Source organism: Oceanobacillus iheyensis HTE831 (genome assembly GCF_000011245.1).
Classification (GTDB): domain Bacteria; phylum Bacillota; class Bacilli; order Bacillales; family Amphibacillaceae; genus Oceanobacillus; species Oceanobacillus iheyensis.
This window is the reverse complement of the sequence record NC_004193.1, coordinates 3,282,916-3,298,681: the sequence shown is the minus strand read 5'-3', so window position 1 is coordinate 3,298,681 and position 15,766 is coordinate 3,282,916. Positions and strand designations below refer to the sequence as shown.

Below are 15,766 nucleotides of genomic sequence, written 5' to 3'. Positions count from 1 at the left end.
TAAGATTTTGTTTTTCTGCGTGCAATGTCATGCTGTCGAAGTCTTCCCTGTCCTGTGGGAAGCAGGCCTAGTTTGAGTCCCTGATGCATTAGCATCCGGAGGCTCAGAAGCCACCTTAGGATAAGCGCTGTATATTTCTGAAGCAGGTTATTATAATCATATCATTCGGATTTGTCTTTTAAATATATTGTCACAATACTTTTCTCATTGTTTTTCAGCTAGCCCTTGTTCATGTGATTGACGTACTCTGTGAAGGAGTTCGCTATCGGTTAATAAGCGATATCCTGTAGCAGCTAGAGCTTTAGCTCCTGTTATAATAGCCTCGTTACCTGCTGCTGATTTTGCAGCTTCCCGGAACTCGACTGTATGACCAATTAGATTATCTTCACCAATTTTAATATGGCCATGCGCGGTAGGTACTTCATAACTAATATTACCAGCGTCTGTAGATCCTTTGCCTTTCTTTTTCTCCGTGATTACTGTTTCACCTTGCTTTTCTAACTCTTTCTTTAAAATATTGTCTAGTGTATTCGTAAGCACAAAATCTTTTACCTCATTTTGGAATCGCTCCACTTTGACAGTTGATCCAGTGGCAAGCGCAGCACCTTTTGCAATAGCACGAACTTTTTCAGCAGTTTCCTCTGTTTTGCTCCAAGATTCGGCTCTAATATAAAAGCGAGCAGCTGCATATTCCGGTATAATATTTGGAGCATCTCCACCATGGGTGATAATACCATGAATACGAACATCACTAGGCAGTTGTTGGCGTAATGCGTTAATTCCGTTAAATAATTGAATAACAGCGTCTAGTGCATTGATACCTTCTTCTGGTGCTCCAGATGCGTGCGCAGGCTTTCCATAGAAATGGAATTCTAATGGGTCTACTGCTAATGTTTCACTTGTTAAGCTTGTTTTTCCTGATGGATGGAGCATAAGTGCTACATCAATATCTTTTAGCAGACCATGTTTTACAAAGCTGCCTTTAGCACTTCCGTTAGGACCACCTTCCTCAGCTGGGGTGCCGAGTACAACTACACGTCCTGCAGTTTCTGTAAGGGATTCAGCTAAGCCGATAGCTGCTGCGACACTTGTAGTACCGATGATATTGTGACCACAAGCATGCCCGATGCCTGGCAGTGCATCGTATTCTGCTAAGAAGGCAATTGTTGGACCTTCTATGCCACTATCTTTGGATGCGAAAAAGGACGTCTTATGTCCTGCAACTGATGATTCAACAGTAAAACCTGCATCTTTAAGCGTTTGGATAAGCCTCGAGCTTGCATAAAATTCTTTATTTCCAATCTCTGGTTGTGCATGAATATCCTGACTAATTTGAATATATTTATCTTTGTTATCCTCGATACTTTGAAAAATTGCTTCTTGACGTGATTGAACAATCGTCATATTTTTTGCTCCTCCAATATAATTGTTATTTCTTTAACTGTTCAAAAGCTTTATCTAACTGTTCTTGTGTTAACTTCACTAAGAAAGAACCGCCGTTTGTATCATCCTTGATTGCCTGTTCAATATCTTCTTCTTGATATAGTTCTACGATACGCTGGTATACTTCATTGTCTTTGTCCTCTGCACGTGTTGCGATAATATTGACATAAGGGTGTGTTGCCTCACCATTTGCGTCTTCAATATAAATTGGGTCTTCACCTGGCTCAAACCCTGCTTGGCCAGCCACACCATTGTTGATCACAGATGCTGCGACATCTGGCAATACGTGGGCAGTTTGTTGTGCTGTCATTGGAATAATTTCTAGATTCAACGGGTTTTCTTCTATTTGTGAAGGATCACCGAACATTCCAAAATTATCACTTAAGGTTAGTAAGCCTGCACTCTCTAGTACACGTAAGGAGCGAGCTTGGTTTGACGGGTCGTCTGGGATGGCAATTTTGTCTCCCTCTTTTAATTCAGAAACGTCACTAATTTTCTCGGAATATAAACCAATTGGCGCAAGAACAGTAGATCCAATCGGAACGATGTCTTCACCGCTTTCCTTTACATATTGCCCTAAAAAAGCAATGTGTTGGAAGGCATTGATATCAATATCTCCTTGAGCTAAAGCGTTGTTTGGTAATGTATAATCGGCAAACTCGATAAGTTCAATGTTAATTCCTTCTTCAGCTGCTTTTTCTTTTAGAAGGGGCCATTGAACGCCATCGGCACCATTCACTCCAATTTTTACAGTCACTTCTTCGTCTCCAGCTTTGGCGTTATCACTTCCGCATGCTGCTAAAAATAATGTAAAACTTAATAATGCTAGTAAAATAAATGATTTTTCCATGTGAAATTCCTCCTAATATAGTTGTGATTTAACGACGCATAATCTTTTTGGAAATAGTATTACCGAGCCATTGAGCTAGTTGAACCATAACAATAAGTATGATTACGGTGACGAGCATAACGCTACCGTCGAATCGCTGATAACCATATGTCATTGCGATATGTCCAAGACCACCGCCGCCAACTGTACCAGCTACTGCAGAGAAATCGATTAACGAAATAGATACAAATGTAAGTCCTAGAATTAATGGTCCTAGCGCTTCTGGAATTAGTACCGTAAAGATGATCTTCATTGGACTGGCTCCCATTGCTTTAGCAGCTTCAATAACTCCAGGATCAATGCCTACGAGATTATTTTCTACTACCCTTGCAATGGTAAAACTAGCAACAATAGTCATCGGGAAGATGGCAGCAGCAGTTCCTATTGTCGTACCAATGACGAGCCTAGTAGCTTGTGAGATCGCGACTAGAAAAATGATAAATGGGATAGGACGAATAATATTAATAATAAAGTTCAGTAGATTAAAGATAATCTTGTTTTCTAGTATGTTGTTTTCACGGGTCACAAATAGCAATAGTCCCATGCAAATACCTAAAATAGAACCAAAAAATAATGTCGCTGCGACCATGAGTAAGGTTTCTCCTGTTGCCTCTACAATTCGTGGCCAGAACGTACTCCAATCAACCCCCATGTGAATACACCTCCTCTATATCAACAATCAATTCTAATTCTTGAATAACGTGTTGAATTTGCTGTTCATCTCCTCCAAAAGAGACTATGAGATTTCCAAATAATTTTTCCTGTAGTTCACGAACGGATCCATAGACAATATTAAAGTCAATGTTATGCTTACGAGTTGTACTTGATAAGATGGGGTCAGTGGCTCTTTCTCCTTTGAATAAAACACGATAAAGATTACCCCCACCAGCTTCTGTCCACTCTTTTAATACCTTTTCAGATGGGAGTTCTTGTTGTACCGAACGAATAAATCGTTTTGTTGTTTCGTGAGAAGGTTTTGTAAAAGTATCAAATACATTTCCATTCTCAATGACTTTCCCATCTTCCATCACAGCAACTTTGTCACATATGGACTGAATAACTCCCATTTCATGTGTAATAAGAAGGATGGTAATACCCAAATCTCGATTTACTTTTTTTAATAATTTTAAAATATCCGATGTTGTATTTGGATCTAGAGCAGAAGTGGCTTCATCACAAATTAATATATCAGGGGATGTGGCCAATGCTCTTGCAATCCCGACACGCTGTTTTTGTCCGCCGGATAATTGGTCTGGATAATCTTTTGCTTTATCGGATAATCCAACAAATTGTAGCAGTTCACTAACTCTTTTGGTTACGACGCTTTTTGATGTACCAGCAAGTTTGAGAGGATATGCAATATTTCCTGCGACTGTTCGTGATTGGAATAAATTGAAATTCTGAAAAATCATTCCTATATTTCTTCTGCGCTCCCGTAATTGCTTGGCGGATAATTTCCCTACATCTGTTCCCTGGATATGTACCGATCCTTCGGTAGGGCGCTCAAGCATATTTACTAATCGAAGCAAGGTACTTTTTCCTGCACCGCTGAACCCAATAATTCCATAAATATCTCCTTTTTCGATCGTTAGAGATACTTCTTTAACAGCTTCTACTTTTCTTTTTCCTAGTGTGAATGTCTTTGTTACATTCTGAAATTCAATCATGTCTCAACCCCCAAGCGAAATAAAAAATCCCTCTTTTCTTGAAAGACAAGAAAAGAGGGATTCGTACCATATGTATATATGTAGAAGCCATCGTTTCTCATCTTTCAAATGCTCGTTTGCATTTGCAGGAATTGGCACAGTATTCTTTAATATAAAGAATCCGCTGCCGAGATGTCATAGGGCCTGATCCCTCAATCTCTCTAGATAAGAAAAAACGTAAAATATTTAGTTGTTATATTGAAAGTAATTCTAGAGGATAAAATAAATTAAGTCAATATGGTTTTAAAAATAAAATAATTCTGATAAATAGTCCGAGTGTAATTAATGAAGAAAATTGCTCTATTCATCTTCACTACGAAGTCTTGCATAAATACCATTTGTCCGGTTCAAATCAAGCTTAAGTCCAGCATATGGATTAGCGTGTAAATTTTCTTTAATCCATTCACGCAGAGCAGAAATAATATGTTTTGTTACAATTTCTTGCTTGCCGAATACAGTGGTTATTTCTGCAGAGAAACCGGAATAATCATCATAAAAAAGTTCAACTTCTACTTCAGCTGGCTCAATTTCACGTTGGCGAGCAATATATATACATACGGCAAGAATAATGTCTTCTTCAGGAATGATTAGCTTCGTCACTTCCAAAGCTCCTCTTCATTTTGATGTTGATTGTGTCGTAATAATTCCTCTGCAAACTTCTTCATCACCTAAGCTCCCTTTTCTATGAAGTCGGTCACTTTATTTTACTATAATTATGTCAAATTTATGAAGTGAAATGATTTATTAGCAATAGGAAATATTTTCTAATTCGTAAATAAAATCCACTAACCTACTCTAGTACAGCACTTTCCATGATAGAGAAAGTAGCTTGGTTACAGTTAATTCCTGCCATACGACCATAGGGGAGTGTTGCTTTTGGTTCACTATGTCCGAAACTTACATTATAAAGAACAGGTAATTTCGATAGACCATTTTCTTTTAATACAGCTGTAATCACTTGTTTATACTCTTCGTAATAGGTTTCTCTATGCGGTTTAGCAAAAATAATCCCATTCGCGTTTTGAAGTATGCCTTGTGTAGCATAATTTTGTAACCATCGAGCGAGAAGGTCTGGCTTTGGTTCTTCTTCAGAAGTTTCGAAGAATAATATCGAATTTTTCCAATGATTGATTTCCGGCCAAAGACTCGTGCCTTTAATACTTTCCATGGAGTCAATACATCCTCCAATTAAGCGTCCTTGAACAATACCCTCTCCTTGTAAAATTTCATACGTTTTATTTGGATAAGTTGTTCTTTTCGTGTCTTTATTTTTAACATCCCACTCTAGGTAGTCACTAGTCCATTGCTCTGGTGGTTCGATATCTCCAATTATTTCGTTCGAGAATAAAGTGTTGTGAATATGCTTGATAGTATATGGATCCATTTCAACATTTTCAGCGAAATCCGTCATGACAGCAGGTCCATAAAAGGAAGATACCCCGGCTTTATAGCAGAAAAAATGAGAAATAGTCGTATCCGAATATCCTAAGAATATTTTAGGGTTTTTTTGAATGATATCGAAATCAATATAAGGTAATAGACGAATACTATCTTCACCACCTATGTTCGAGATAATAGCTTTTATTTCTGGATCTTCAAAAGCTTCCATTAGATCTTTTGCACGTGCTTCTGGGTGTTCATGCAGATATGCTTCTCCTTTTAAACTATTAGGAGTAGGGACTACCTGTAAACCGAACACTTCTTCTAAGCGCTTAACCCCTTGATCATAGCGCCATTGTAACTGCTCTTCACCAGCACCGCCCCATGAAAGGGAAATGGTTGCAACTTTATCTCCTGCTTGTAATTTTGGTGGTTTGATAAGCATATGGATACAACTCCTTCTTATTTTTGGGATGCCTGCTTGTATTATCGTAATATATCATTAAAATAGAGTTTTTCTGTCACTTTCTACTAACATATCGTATTCATATTTGTTTTACAAAGAAAGACGACAAATTTTTTTAGATTGTTATAGAAACTAAATTAACCATTCGAAATATCAGCTTGTTTTTTTAAAATAACGCAGCTTGAGCGCGATCGAAAAGTTTAAATCGTGATGGATTAATCTATTTAAATGATACGATGATTGATGGAGAGAATGGACGGTTATGAAATGAATGGTAATTTTTGGATGTAATTGAATTTGCCTATCTATTAGAGAAGTACGGATTAAATACATTATATAAAGGTGAATTTTTTAAAAAGTAAGAAAGTAGGATGGACAACGATACATAAAGTGATAAAATATTAATAAAGACATGGGATAGTGTGGGTGAGCAGATGAAGATATGGTGGAGAAAGATAGCAGTAGTTCTTATTACAATATTAACATTAGGTATGTACTCTCCGACAACCTTGCTGGAAGTAGATGCTCAAAAGGAAAATGGTAGTGTATCATCCTCTTCAAACGCAGATCAGGAAACAGTAGCCAGGACGATAGAAATACAAGATGATATTGCTACAACCGAAGAGGATCTAGACACAGCATTAAATCGGCTGATGTCTCAAGCTCAAGAACAATCAATGATTAAGTTTGGAACAAAGATTGCTACAAAAGTAGAAGATGAATTTAACCAAGAAATTCTTCCAAAAATAGAAGAGGTATTACATACATTATTAGAAGAAACAGAAACGGCGTATGCATTCCTTTCTATTACCGAGGATCCTTCATCCGGTTACGGTGAGCGGATATTTAATGTTTATGATGAAAAGACAAAACAACATGTAGCTAAATTTCATGTTCGTCGAGATAATCGACCGTTAGAAGGACATTATTTTAATTTTCACTATCACTTAAGCACGGACAAATTCAAAGTACATCATGATATTGGAGATATCTACTGGGATAAAAATACACCCCCGAAATGGATGATATAAATTTGTATCTTATCTAAATCATGATAAGCCGAACTAAATACCGGATAGCATAGGGTCTTCTGCCTGCGTGGGTTAGAGATGTTTGTTACTGGTAATTTAGTTCGGCTTTTAATTTGTTAAGGAAGAAGCGAGATTTTTAAAATCGTGACTTTATCAACTGTTGCAAAAAGTGAGGGATAAGGCTAGTCCTTACCCCTCATTGGAAATGGAGCGAAGAAATTCACCTATTTTCTGATCAGAAATGGTCATGTCAGCATATTGATCATACGGTGTAGGGTCTTGATTAACGATAACAAGTTTCGCTCCATTTTCTTTTGCGATTAATGGGATTTGATTCGCTGGCGATACTGTCAATGATGAGCCGAGTACGACAAATAAATCTGCTTTCTCTGCGTCGTTAAATGCAGTTTGAAAAGCTTCTTGAGGTAGCATCTCACCAAACAGAATAATGGAAGGACGTAATACGCCACCACAATCGCAATGATATTCATTCTCTACATATTCTTTGCTGCTATATTCTTTTCCACAACTTTGGCAGTGTAGCTTTTGCAGTGTGCCATGTAATTCATGTACGATTTTACTGCCGGAAGCCTGATGAAATCCGTCGACGTTCTGTGTAACAATGGAATGGACAAGGCCTTGCTTTTCCCATTCAGCCAAGATGTAATGCCCCTGATGCGGACCATATTCTTTTACTTTCAATACACGTTCTCGATAAAAGTCAATAAATGTTTCAACATTATTATTCAGTGTATCTATACTAGCAATTTTACTAGGATCGTGCTGTTTCCAAAGCCCTGTGTTAGCAGATCGGAAATCCGGCAGACCACTCTCGGTGGACATGCCAGCCCCAGTAAATATAACGGTATAATTAGATTCTTGCAGCCAATCTTTTATCACTTTTATCCCTCCTAATAGTGGCATCTATTATACAGGCTAACCTGTTTCAAACGCCAACGATATTGACAGAAAAATGGGGATATGTTATTAAAAATATAGAGGTTAGCACTCGTAAGTAGTGAGTGCTAAATGTAGAAAAGAAGGAGATGTTATTATGGGAAAGCGTAAATTTAAAGCCGAGTCACAAAAACTATTAGATATGGTGATTAACTCTATTTATTCACAGCGCGAAGTGTTCTTGCGTGAATTGATTTCCAATGCAAGTGATGCGATAGATAAGATTTACTATAAAGCATTAACCGATGATTCCCTGTCATTTGATGTGGACAACTATTATATAAAAATTACTCCAAATAAAGAGGAACGCACATTAACGGTTGTCGATACAGGGATCGGTATGACAAAAGAAGAATTAGAAAATAATCTTGGTGTGATCGCAAAAAGTGGTTCTCATACATTTAAATCAGAGAATGAAATTAAAGATGGCCATGATATCATAGGACAATTCGGGGTTGGTTTCTATGCTGCGTTTATGGTAGCGGATAAAGTAGAAGTGGTAACGAAATCTATTGATAGTGATGCAGCATTTAAATGGGAATCCAAAGGGTCTGATGGATATTCTATTACAGAAGCGGATAAGCAAGATATTGGAACAACAATTACATTGTATATTAAAGAAAATCAAGAAGAAGAAAACTATGATGAGTTCTTAGATACATTTACGTTACAGCAAATCATTAAAAAGTACTCTGATTTTATCCGTTACCCAATTAAAATGGACGTAACGGAAAGTAAGTTGAAAGAAGGGTCAGAAGACGAATATGAAGATGTAGTAGAGGAACAAACAATTAATACGATGGTTCCTATCTGGAAGAAGAATAAGAGCGAATTAACCGATGATGACTATACGAATTTCTACCAGGAAAAACGCTATGGATTTGATAAACCACTCAAACATGTACACATTAATGTGGATGGTTCCATTCGTTATAATGCTATATTATTTATCCCAGAAAGTGCGCCATTTAATTACTATACACGTGATTATGAAAAGGGTCTTGAGCTTTATTCGAACGGTGTATTAATTATGGATAAGTGTGCGGACTTACTTCCGGATTACTTTAGTTTTGTTAAAGGAATGGTAGACTCGGAAGATCTTTCACTTAACATCTCCCGTGAAATGCTACAACATGATCGCCAATTAAAGCTAATCGCTAAAAATATTAAGAAAAAAGTGAAACAGCAGCTAGTAAGTCTTTTACGTGACGAACGTGAAAACTATGAAAAATTCTTTGATGCATTCGGTCAACAAATTAAATTTGGTGTGTACAGTGATTACGGTCAAAACAAAGATGAGCTGAAAGATTTACTTCTATTTTATTCTTCTAAAGAGAAGAAATTAGTAACCCTTGAGGAATATGTTTCATGTATGCCAGAGGATCAAAAGTATATCTATTATGCTACAGGAGATTCAAGAGATCGAATTGAAAAGCTTCCACAAACAGAATTAGTTGCTGATAAAGGCTATGAAATTCTTTATTTCACAGATGAAATCGATGAATTCGCCATTAAAATGCTTATGAACTATGATGAAAAAGAATTCCGTTCCGTATCAAGTGGTGATTTAGGCATTGAAGAAGACGAAAAAGAAGAAAATGAACAAGAAAACAACGATAATGCAGAATTATTTACAGCGATGAAAGAAGTATTGTCTACCAAAGTAAAAGATGTACGTGCTTCGAAGCGCTTAAAATCACATCCAGTCGTGTTGACTGCAGATGGTGAAATCTCCCTTGAAATGGAGAAAATCATTAATGCAATGCCAGATGATCAGCAAATCCAAGCTGATAAAGTATTGGAGATTAATGTAAATCACGATATTTTCCAATCTTTAAAAGCAGCGCAAGGTAATGATGATGAGAAGTTCAAACTATATACTAACCTGTTATATAATCAAGCACTTCTTATTGAAGGATTACCAATTAATGATCCAGTAGAATTTACAAATGACATTTGTAAAGTAATGGTATAGGTTGTCTAAGACATGTGCTTCGGCAGTTAAAGAATCGCTCGCGAGGAAAATGTTGAACTTTCCTCCGGGCGATTTTACTTTGAAAGTTTCTATAGCTCATGCTTTAAAACCCAAAACAAGAGAGAATCCGAGGATATTTAGTGAATAGAGCAGCTCTAAAACCCAAAACAAGAGAGAATCGAAGCATAATTAGTCAATAGAACGTGCTTAAGCAATATGCCGAAGCCCCGAGTAAATAGAGTCTATCTTAATTCACATAAAAAAAGTAACATACTCTAAAATAGAAAGAGCATGCTACGCATTAGTATTATTTTCGATACATCTTAAATTGTAAAAACAATTCATTATAAAAAGCTAAATTACGTTGTCCCAAGTTTTCGTATACTTCTAAGCGATCTGTGAGTTCTGGATCAGGATAGAATCGTTCGTCTTCAACCATTTCTTCAGGCATAAACTGCAGTGCTTCTTTATTTGGCGTAGAATAACTCACGTACTCTGTATTTTGGGCAGCTATTTCTGCATCTAACATAAAGTTAATAAATTGATGTGCTCCATCTATATTTCGTGCAGTTTTCGGGATAACAAAGTTATCGAACCAGAGATTGGATCCTTCTTCTGGAACTAAGTAGTCGATCGCTTCATTTTCACCCATGATATCTGCGGCATCACCAGACCAACCAATCGCAATCGTAGCTTCATTATTGGCCATTAACATTTTATTTTCATCACCAACTATCGCTCGAACATTCGGCGTAAGTTCCTCTAATTTTTCTAATGCTTGATAGAGATGCTCAGGATTAGTGTCATTCAAGGAATAACCTAATGAGTTCAACCCCATACCGATAATTTCACGAGCGCCATCGATGAGTAATATTTGGTTTTCTAGTGCAGGGTCCCATAAATCATGCCACCCAGTTAGTTCCATTCCTTCTGGCAGAAGATTAGTGTTGAATATAATTCCAACGGTTCCCCAAAAATATGGAATGGAATATTGGTTGTTTGGATCGAAAGGTAAATCCATAAATCGTTCATCTATATTACTTAGATTTGGAAGTTTGGAATGATCTAATTCAATTAATAAATCTTCCTCCACCATTTTTTGTACCATATATTCAGATGGTACAGCAACATCATATGTCGTACCGCCTTGTTGGATTTTTGTCATCATCGCTTCATTGGAATCGAAGGTTTCATACACAATGGTAATACCAGTTTCTTCTTCAAATAGAGTAATTAATTCTTCGTCAATATAATCTCCCCAATTGTATACGGTCAACGTATTATCACCGGAAAAACCTTGTGCAGCATTGAGGCGATTAATCATTATAAGTAAAACAATCGACACAATGAGTATGGCACTTAACGATCGCATAATAGATTTCATCGTCTCAAGCCAACTCCTTTCGTTCCACTACGCTGTGTAAGATAGTAATAAACAATTACAAGAAGTATTGTTACGATAAACATAATAGTTGATAAGGCGTTAATATTTAGCGATATTCCTCTTCTAGCTAATGAATAAATTTCAACAGACAGTGTGGAAAAGCCGTTACCAGTTACAAAGAAAGTTACTGCAAAATCATCAAGTGAATAGGTTAATGCCATGAAAAATCCAGCAAAAATTCCTGGTGATATATAAGGTAGTGTAACTTTTGTCAGGACATTCCAATTACTTGCTCCTAAATCTCGAGCGGCATCCTCTAAAGAAGAACTCATTTCAAGAAGTTTAGGGAGTACCATTAATACAACAATAGGTATACTAAAAGCAATATGAGATAAGAGAACGGAATAAAATCCTAACTGAATTCCTGCCAACGTAAATAAAATTAAAAAGCTAGCACCAATAATTACATCAGGACTTACAATAAGCACATTATTCAATGATAAAAGCGAATTGCGAGTTCGTCTTTTTTTATAAGATCGGATGCTGATAGCACCAAAAACACCAATTATTGTAGCAATTAGTGCAGACAAGAGCGCAATTACCAAGGTGTTTAGCACTATAATCAATAAGCGAGTATCTTGGAATAATTCTCGATACCAATCAAAAGTAAAACCTTCGAATCCACTCATCGTTCCACCACTATTGAATGAATAAAAGATTAAATAAAAGATTGGAGCATATAAAATGAAAAATATAAGGACTAGAAAAATATTAGCGAATGAAGAGGATTTATTCTCCATATTACACACCTCTCCTTCGTAACGATGTTAATGCCATAAATCCTACCATAATAATGATTAGGAACACTGCAATGGTAGCTCCCATGCCCCAGTTTTGGGTGACAAGGAATTGCTGCTCAATTGCTGTTCCGAGCGTAATCACACGATTTCCGGCAATTAATCGTGTAAGCATAAATAAAGATAGCGCAGGAATGAAAACTACTTGGCATCCAGACTTCACGCCATCTATTGTTAATGGGAAAATAACTCTTCGAAATGTTGTCCATTTTGAAGCACCTAAATCTTTGGATGCGTACAGCAAGCTCGGATTTAAATTATCTAACGCATTAAAAATAGGTAAGATCATAAACGGTATAAAAATGTATACAGCGACAAATACAAAACTGAAATCGGTGAAAAGTAGTTGCCTCGATCCTATTCCGATCCAATCTAGGAATTGGTTCGCTGCACCATGCGTGCCGAATATACCAATAAATGCATACGCTTTTAATAGTAGATTAATCCATGAAGGAACAATTATCAGTAGAAGCCATAATTGCTTATGTTTCGTACGGGTCAGTACATATGCCGTTGGGTAAGCAACTAATAGAGAAAATAAAGTGATAAGAAATGCATACCAAAATGAATTCAAGGTCATTTGCAAATAGGTCGCTGTGAAGAAATTCTTATAATTCTCTAAAGAGAAATTACCCTCAATATCAAAGAATGAGAAATAAACAACGAGTAAAATCGGTGCAATGACGAAGAGGATAATCCAGAGTGCATAAGGTAGCATGTATAAACTACGAAGCGTCTTATTCTCCATCTGTTTCTCCCTCCGAATAAGAATCTAAACGGCGGTCAAAGTCTGCTTCGGACTCATTAAATCGCATAACATGTATATCTTCTGGATGAAATCTCAATCCAATTTGTTCACCGACAATGGCTTTTTTCGTCGATTGAACGAGCCATTCGTTTCCTTCGCTATCCAAACAAGTAATTTCATAATGCACACCACGGAATAATTGAGTGTGTACGGTAACGGAAATCATCCCTTGTTCTACAGAAGTGATCTCCATGTCTTCTGGACGAATAACGACTTCGACAGGTTCATTTGCATTCATTCCCATATCTACACATGTGAATTGTTTTCCTGCAAATTCTACAAGGTAGTCTTCAATCATTGTTGCTTTAGTAATATTTGATTCACCAATAAAGTCAGCGACAAAACGGTTAATCGGCTCATCATAGATATCATTTGGTGTTCCGCTTTGTTGGATTTTTCCTTTATTTAAAACAAATATCTCATCGGACATTGCGAGCGCTTCTTCTTGATCATGCGTAACAAAAATAAAGGTAATGCCAAGTCTTTGTTGAAGTTCACGGAGCTCATACTGCATTTGATACCTTAATTTAAGATCTAATGCGGATAATGGTTCATCTAGTAAAATTACTGCAGGCTCATTAACGATTGCACGTGCAATTGCTACACGTTGTCGTTGTCCCCCTGACATGTCCTTAATTTCACGATTTTCATATCCAACTAAATTGACAAAAGAAAGTGCTTCCTTGACTTTTTCATCGATCATGGATTTTTTCAATTTCTTAATTCGTAACCCAAAAGCAACATTTTCATAGACGTTAAGGTGAGGAAATAAGGCATAGTCCTGGAAGACTGTATTAATTGGACGTTTATTGGCAGGTATATGGTTTATTCTTTTTCCTTCAAAAATGATGTCACCTGATGATGCTTCTGTAAACCCAGCGATTAGACGTAAAATAGTCGTTTTTCCACAACCTGAAGGACCAAGTAATGTGTAAAACTTTCCTTTTTCTATTGTAAAGCTGACATGATCCAAGACAAGAGGATCGTTATCAAACTGTTTGGAGACATTCTTGAATTGAATAATTGGTTGATTATTTTTCATTTCTAACTCCTTTTCCTGTTAGATGTTGGAAAATTACTTTTCGTATTTTTTGAATACGGATTGTGCCTGACCAATTAAGCTGATGATGTTACTACATATAGTTATATAAAACAGTGCAAGTTTTAGTCAGATTCGAAATAATTATACATGAAAAGTGTGCGGTTGAAATTACTTTTTTAATCTGTAGGTTAAATATTTTTTAAAAGCGGGTATACACTACGGAAGGTGCATGATTATTTTCAGAGTTGGAGAAGCTATACATAGGTTTTTAGAGTGTTAACTACGTCAAATTTCAGACACAATTTCATAAAAAAGTGACACGATGTCATTATTAATGTTGACTTATGACACAGTGTCATATAATATTAAATTATACAACATGACATGGTGTCACATATGAAAGCTGGAGGAAGTAACATGCCAAAAGTAACCTTTTTCAATTTACCGGATGCAAAACGAAAAAAATTAATGGAAGCAGCAGAGAAAGAATTTTCTAGAGTACCGTTATCTCAAGCCTCCATTTCCAATATTGTGAAAAGTGCTTGTGTTGCTAGAGGAAGCTTCTACCAATATTTTGAGAACAAAGAAGACGCCTTTTATTATCTTTTAAAACTGCAGACGGAGAAACGCCGTGAATATTTTCTTTCTACATTAGAAGAAAGTGGCGGTGATATCTTTATCGCAGTGGAGCGTTTGTTCCAGTTGATGTTAGAGGATTTAAGCAATGAAGATAACCTTAAATTTCTTCAAAATGCATTAATGAACGTGACCCATGAAATAGAGGATTCATTTACAGGTTTATTTATCGGTCAAAAACAAGTAGGCGGTAATGTGGAAGACGCATTGAACCGAATTAATGGAATGATTGATTCAAACAAGCTGAATATAACAGGCAACCAAGAATTTTTTCACGTAATGCAAATTCTGACGTCTGTTACGTTTCGAAACCTCGTAGATAAATTCTCGCGCAATATCTCCAATGAGGAAGCGATGGATAACTTCCGTATTGAGATGGAGTTGCTTCGCAAAGGGTTGTATAAATCATGAATTGTAAAAAATTTACTATAGAGAATGGGGTATGATTAATGTCAGTTATAATTTATGGCGCTGCATGTTCATCTACAAGGAAAGCGAAACAATGGTTCCAAAAAAATGGTATTGATTTTGAAGAACGTAATGTTATCCGTGAACCATTAACAGTAAATGAATTACAAAATATTTTAAGAATGACAGTTGAAGGAACGGATGAGATTATTTCTACTCGTTCGAAAATATATAAAGACTTAAACCTTGATATTGAGGCACTTCCGCTTCAAGAGTTGCTTGAAATAATTCAAGATCACCCACGTTTGCTTCGCAGTCCGATTATGGTGGATGATAAACGGTTACAAGTTGGCTATCATGAAGAAGATATTCGTCAATTCTTACCAAGGCAAACAAGGGAATATCAATGGTTACAATGGAAAACGAATAATTTGCGCGTAGCTGAGAATTAATTCTGGAGGTACTTATGGATTTAATTGCATCTCACCCGTATGTCAAGGTCGTACGCCATGTGAGTAGTCTGCAACAAACAGACACCGAAGAAAAGCGCTACATGTATCTTTATAACGAGAAGATTGTGACGAAACATCGTGAGTTTCCGATTGATGATGTTCTAGATATGTCATATCGTTTCGTAGGAAAAGATTCCGGAATGCTGTATTTACACACATTGAAAGGTGTATATTCATATATTGTCAAAACTTCTCCAGAAGATTTTGTGGAAAGCTTTAAGGAGTTTCAATATAAACGCCGTAACCATATTTAACCTCATATTTACCACAAT

Annotated in this window: 16 protein-coding genes and 1 riboswitch; of the genes, 5 read left to right on the top strand and 11 right to left on the bottom strand. The window is 36.5% G+C overall.

Annotated features, from left to right (window positions below):
- Positions 1–204 precede the first annotated feature (204 nt).
- The 6 genes from OB_RS16140 to OB_RS16115 all read right to left on the bottom strand — a co-directional run bounded on the left by OB_RS16140 (position 205) and on the right by OB_RS16115 (position 5,863).
- Complete coding sequence (locus OB_RS16140) at positions 205–1,404, bottom strand: M20 family metallopeptidase (RefSeq protein ID WP_011067563.1); 1,200 nt, start codon at positions 1,402–1,404, stop codon at positions 205–207.
- Positions 1,405–1,429: 25 nt separating this feature from the next.
- Positions 1,430–2,293 carry a MetQ/NlpA family ABC transporter substrate-binding protein gene (locus OB_RS16135; RefSeq protein WP_011067562.1) on the bottom strand — a complete coding sequence of 288 codons (864 nt, stop codon included), beginning with the start codon at positions 2,291–2,293 and terminating at the stop codon, positions 1,430–1,432.
- Between the two features lie 28 nt (positions 2,294–2,321).
- Positions 2,322–2,984 (bottom strand): methionine ABC transporter permease, encoded by a 663-nt coding sequence (locus tag OB_RS16130; RefSeq protein WP_011067561.1) that lies wholly within the window; start codon positions 2,982–2,984, stop codon positions 2,322–2,324.
- Positions 2,974–3,999 (bottom strand): methionine ABC transporter ATP-binding protein, encoded by a 1,026-nt coding sequence (locus tag OB_RS16125; RefSeq protein WP_011067560.1) that lies wholly within the window; start codon positions 3,997–3,999, stop codon positions 2,974–2,976. Before OB_RS16125 ends, OB_RS16130 begins: the two co-directional genes overlap by 11 nt.
- Positions 4,000–4,093: 94 nt before the next feature.
- A riboswitch (SAM riboswitch) is annotated at positions 4,094–4,210 on the bottom strand.
- Between the two features lie 128 nt (positions 4,211–4,338).
- Positions 4,339–4,638, bottom strand: coding sequence for a YxcD family protein (locus OB_RS16120; RefSeq protein WP_011067559.1), 300 nt, complete (start codon positions 4,636–4,638; stop codon positions 4,339–4,341).
- 190 nt (positions 4,639–4,828) lie between these two features.
- On the bottom strand, positions 4,829–5,863 hold the full coding sequence (locus OB_RS16115) for a S66 family peptidase (RefSeq protein WP_011067558.1): 1,035 nt from the start codon (positions 5,861–5,863) through the stop codon (positions 4,829–4,831).
- Between the two features lie 455 nt (positions 5,864–6,318).
- Here OB_RS16115 and OB_RS16110 point away from each other — a divergent pair, with 455 nt between their 5' ends.
- Entirely contained in the window at positions 6,319–6,915 is a 597-nt protein-coding gene (locus tag OB_RS16110) for a YpjP family protein (RefSeq protein ID WP_011067557.1), read from the top strand.
- A 189-nt stretch (positions 6,916–7,104) separates the two neighbouring features.
- Here the strand turns inward: OB_RS16110 and OB_RS16105 are convergent, their stop codons facing one another.
- Positions 7,105–7,815: an NAD-dependent protein deacylase gene (locus OB_RS16105; protein WP_011067556.1), complete on the bottom strand. Its 711-nt coding sequence runs from the start codon at positions 7,813–7,815 to the stop codon at positions 7,105–7,107.
- Between the two features lie 154 nt (positions 7,816–7,969).
- On the opposite strand from OB_RS16105, the gene htpG reads away from it, so the two are divergent.
- Positions 7,970–9,847 carry a molecular chaperone HtpG gene (gene htpG / locus OB_RS16100; RefSeq protein WP_011067555.1) on the top strand — a complete coding sequence of 626 codons (1,878 nt, stop codon included), beginning with the start codon at positions 7,970–7,972 and terminating at the stop codon, positions 9,845–9,847.
- 307 nt (positions 9,848–10,154) lie between these two features.
- On the opposite strand, the gene OB_RS16095 is transcribed toward htpG, so the two are convergent.
- Genes OB_RS16095 through OB_RS16080 form a run of 4 tightly spaced genes read right to left on the bottom strand, consistent with a single transcriptional unit; the run spans position 10,155 to position 13,938 of the window.
- Positions 10,155–11,231, bottom strand: coding sequence for an ABC transporter substrate-binding protein (locus tag OB_RS16095; protein ID WP_011067554.1), 1,077 nt, complete (start codon positions 11,229–11,231; stop codon positions 10,155–10,157).
- Positions 11,228–12,031: an ABC transporter permease gene (locus tag OB_RS16090; protein ID WP_011067553.1), complete on the bottom strand. Its 804-nt coding sequence runs from the start codon at positions 12,029–12,031 to the stop codon at positions 11,228–11,230. The genes OB_RS16095 and OB_RS16090 overlap by 4 nt, the downstream gene beginning before the upstream one ends.
- 1 nt (position 12,032) lies before the next feature.
- On the bottom strand, positions 12,033–12,836 hold the full coding sequence (locus tag OB_RS16085) for an ABC transporter permease (protein WP_011067552.1): 804 nt from the start codon (positions 12,834–12,836) through the stop codon (positions 12,033–12,035).
- Positions 12,826–13,938 (bottom strand): ABC transporter ATP-binding protein, encoded by a 1,113-nt coding sequence (locus OB_RS16080; RefSeq protein WP_011067551.1) that lies wholly within the window; start codon positions 13,936–13,938, stop codon positions 12,826–12,828. The genes OB_RS16085 and OB_RS16080 overlap by 11 nt, the downstream gene beginning before the upstream one ends.
- 417 nt (positions 13,939–14,355) lie before the next feature.
- Here OB_RS16080 and OB_RS16075 point away from each other — a divergent pair, with 417 nt between their 5' ends.
- From OB_RS16075 to OB_RS16065, 3 genes are read left to right on the top strand one after another with little or no spacing between them, the layout of a single operon-like run.
- A complete protein-coding gene (locus OB_RS16075) occupies positions 14,356–14,985 on the top strand; it encodes a TetR/AcrR family transcriptional regulator (RefSeq protein ID WP_011067550.1) in 630 nt (209 codons plus the stop codon).
- Positions 14,986–15,023: 38 nt separating this feature from the next.
- Positions 15,024–15,434, top strand: a complete 411-nt coding sequence (locus OB_RS16070) for a Spx/MgsR family RNA polymerase-binding regulatory protein (protein ID WP_011067549.1) — start codon at positions 15,024–15,026, stop codon at positions 15,432–15,434.
- A 14-nt stretch (positions 15,435–15,448) separates the two neighbouring features.
- Positions 15,449–15,748: a hypothetical protein gene (locus tag OB_RS16065; RefSeq protein ID WP_011067548.1), complete on the top strand. Its 300-nt coding sequence runs from the start codon at positions 15,449–15,451 to the stop codon at positions 15,746–15,748.
- Positions 15,749–15,766 lie beyond the last annotated feature (18 nt).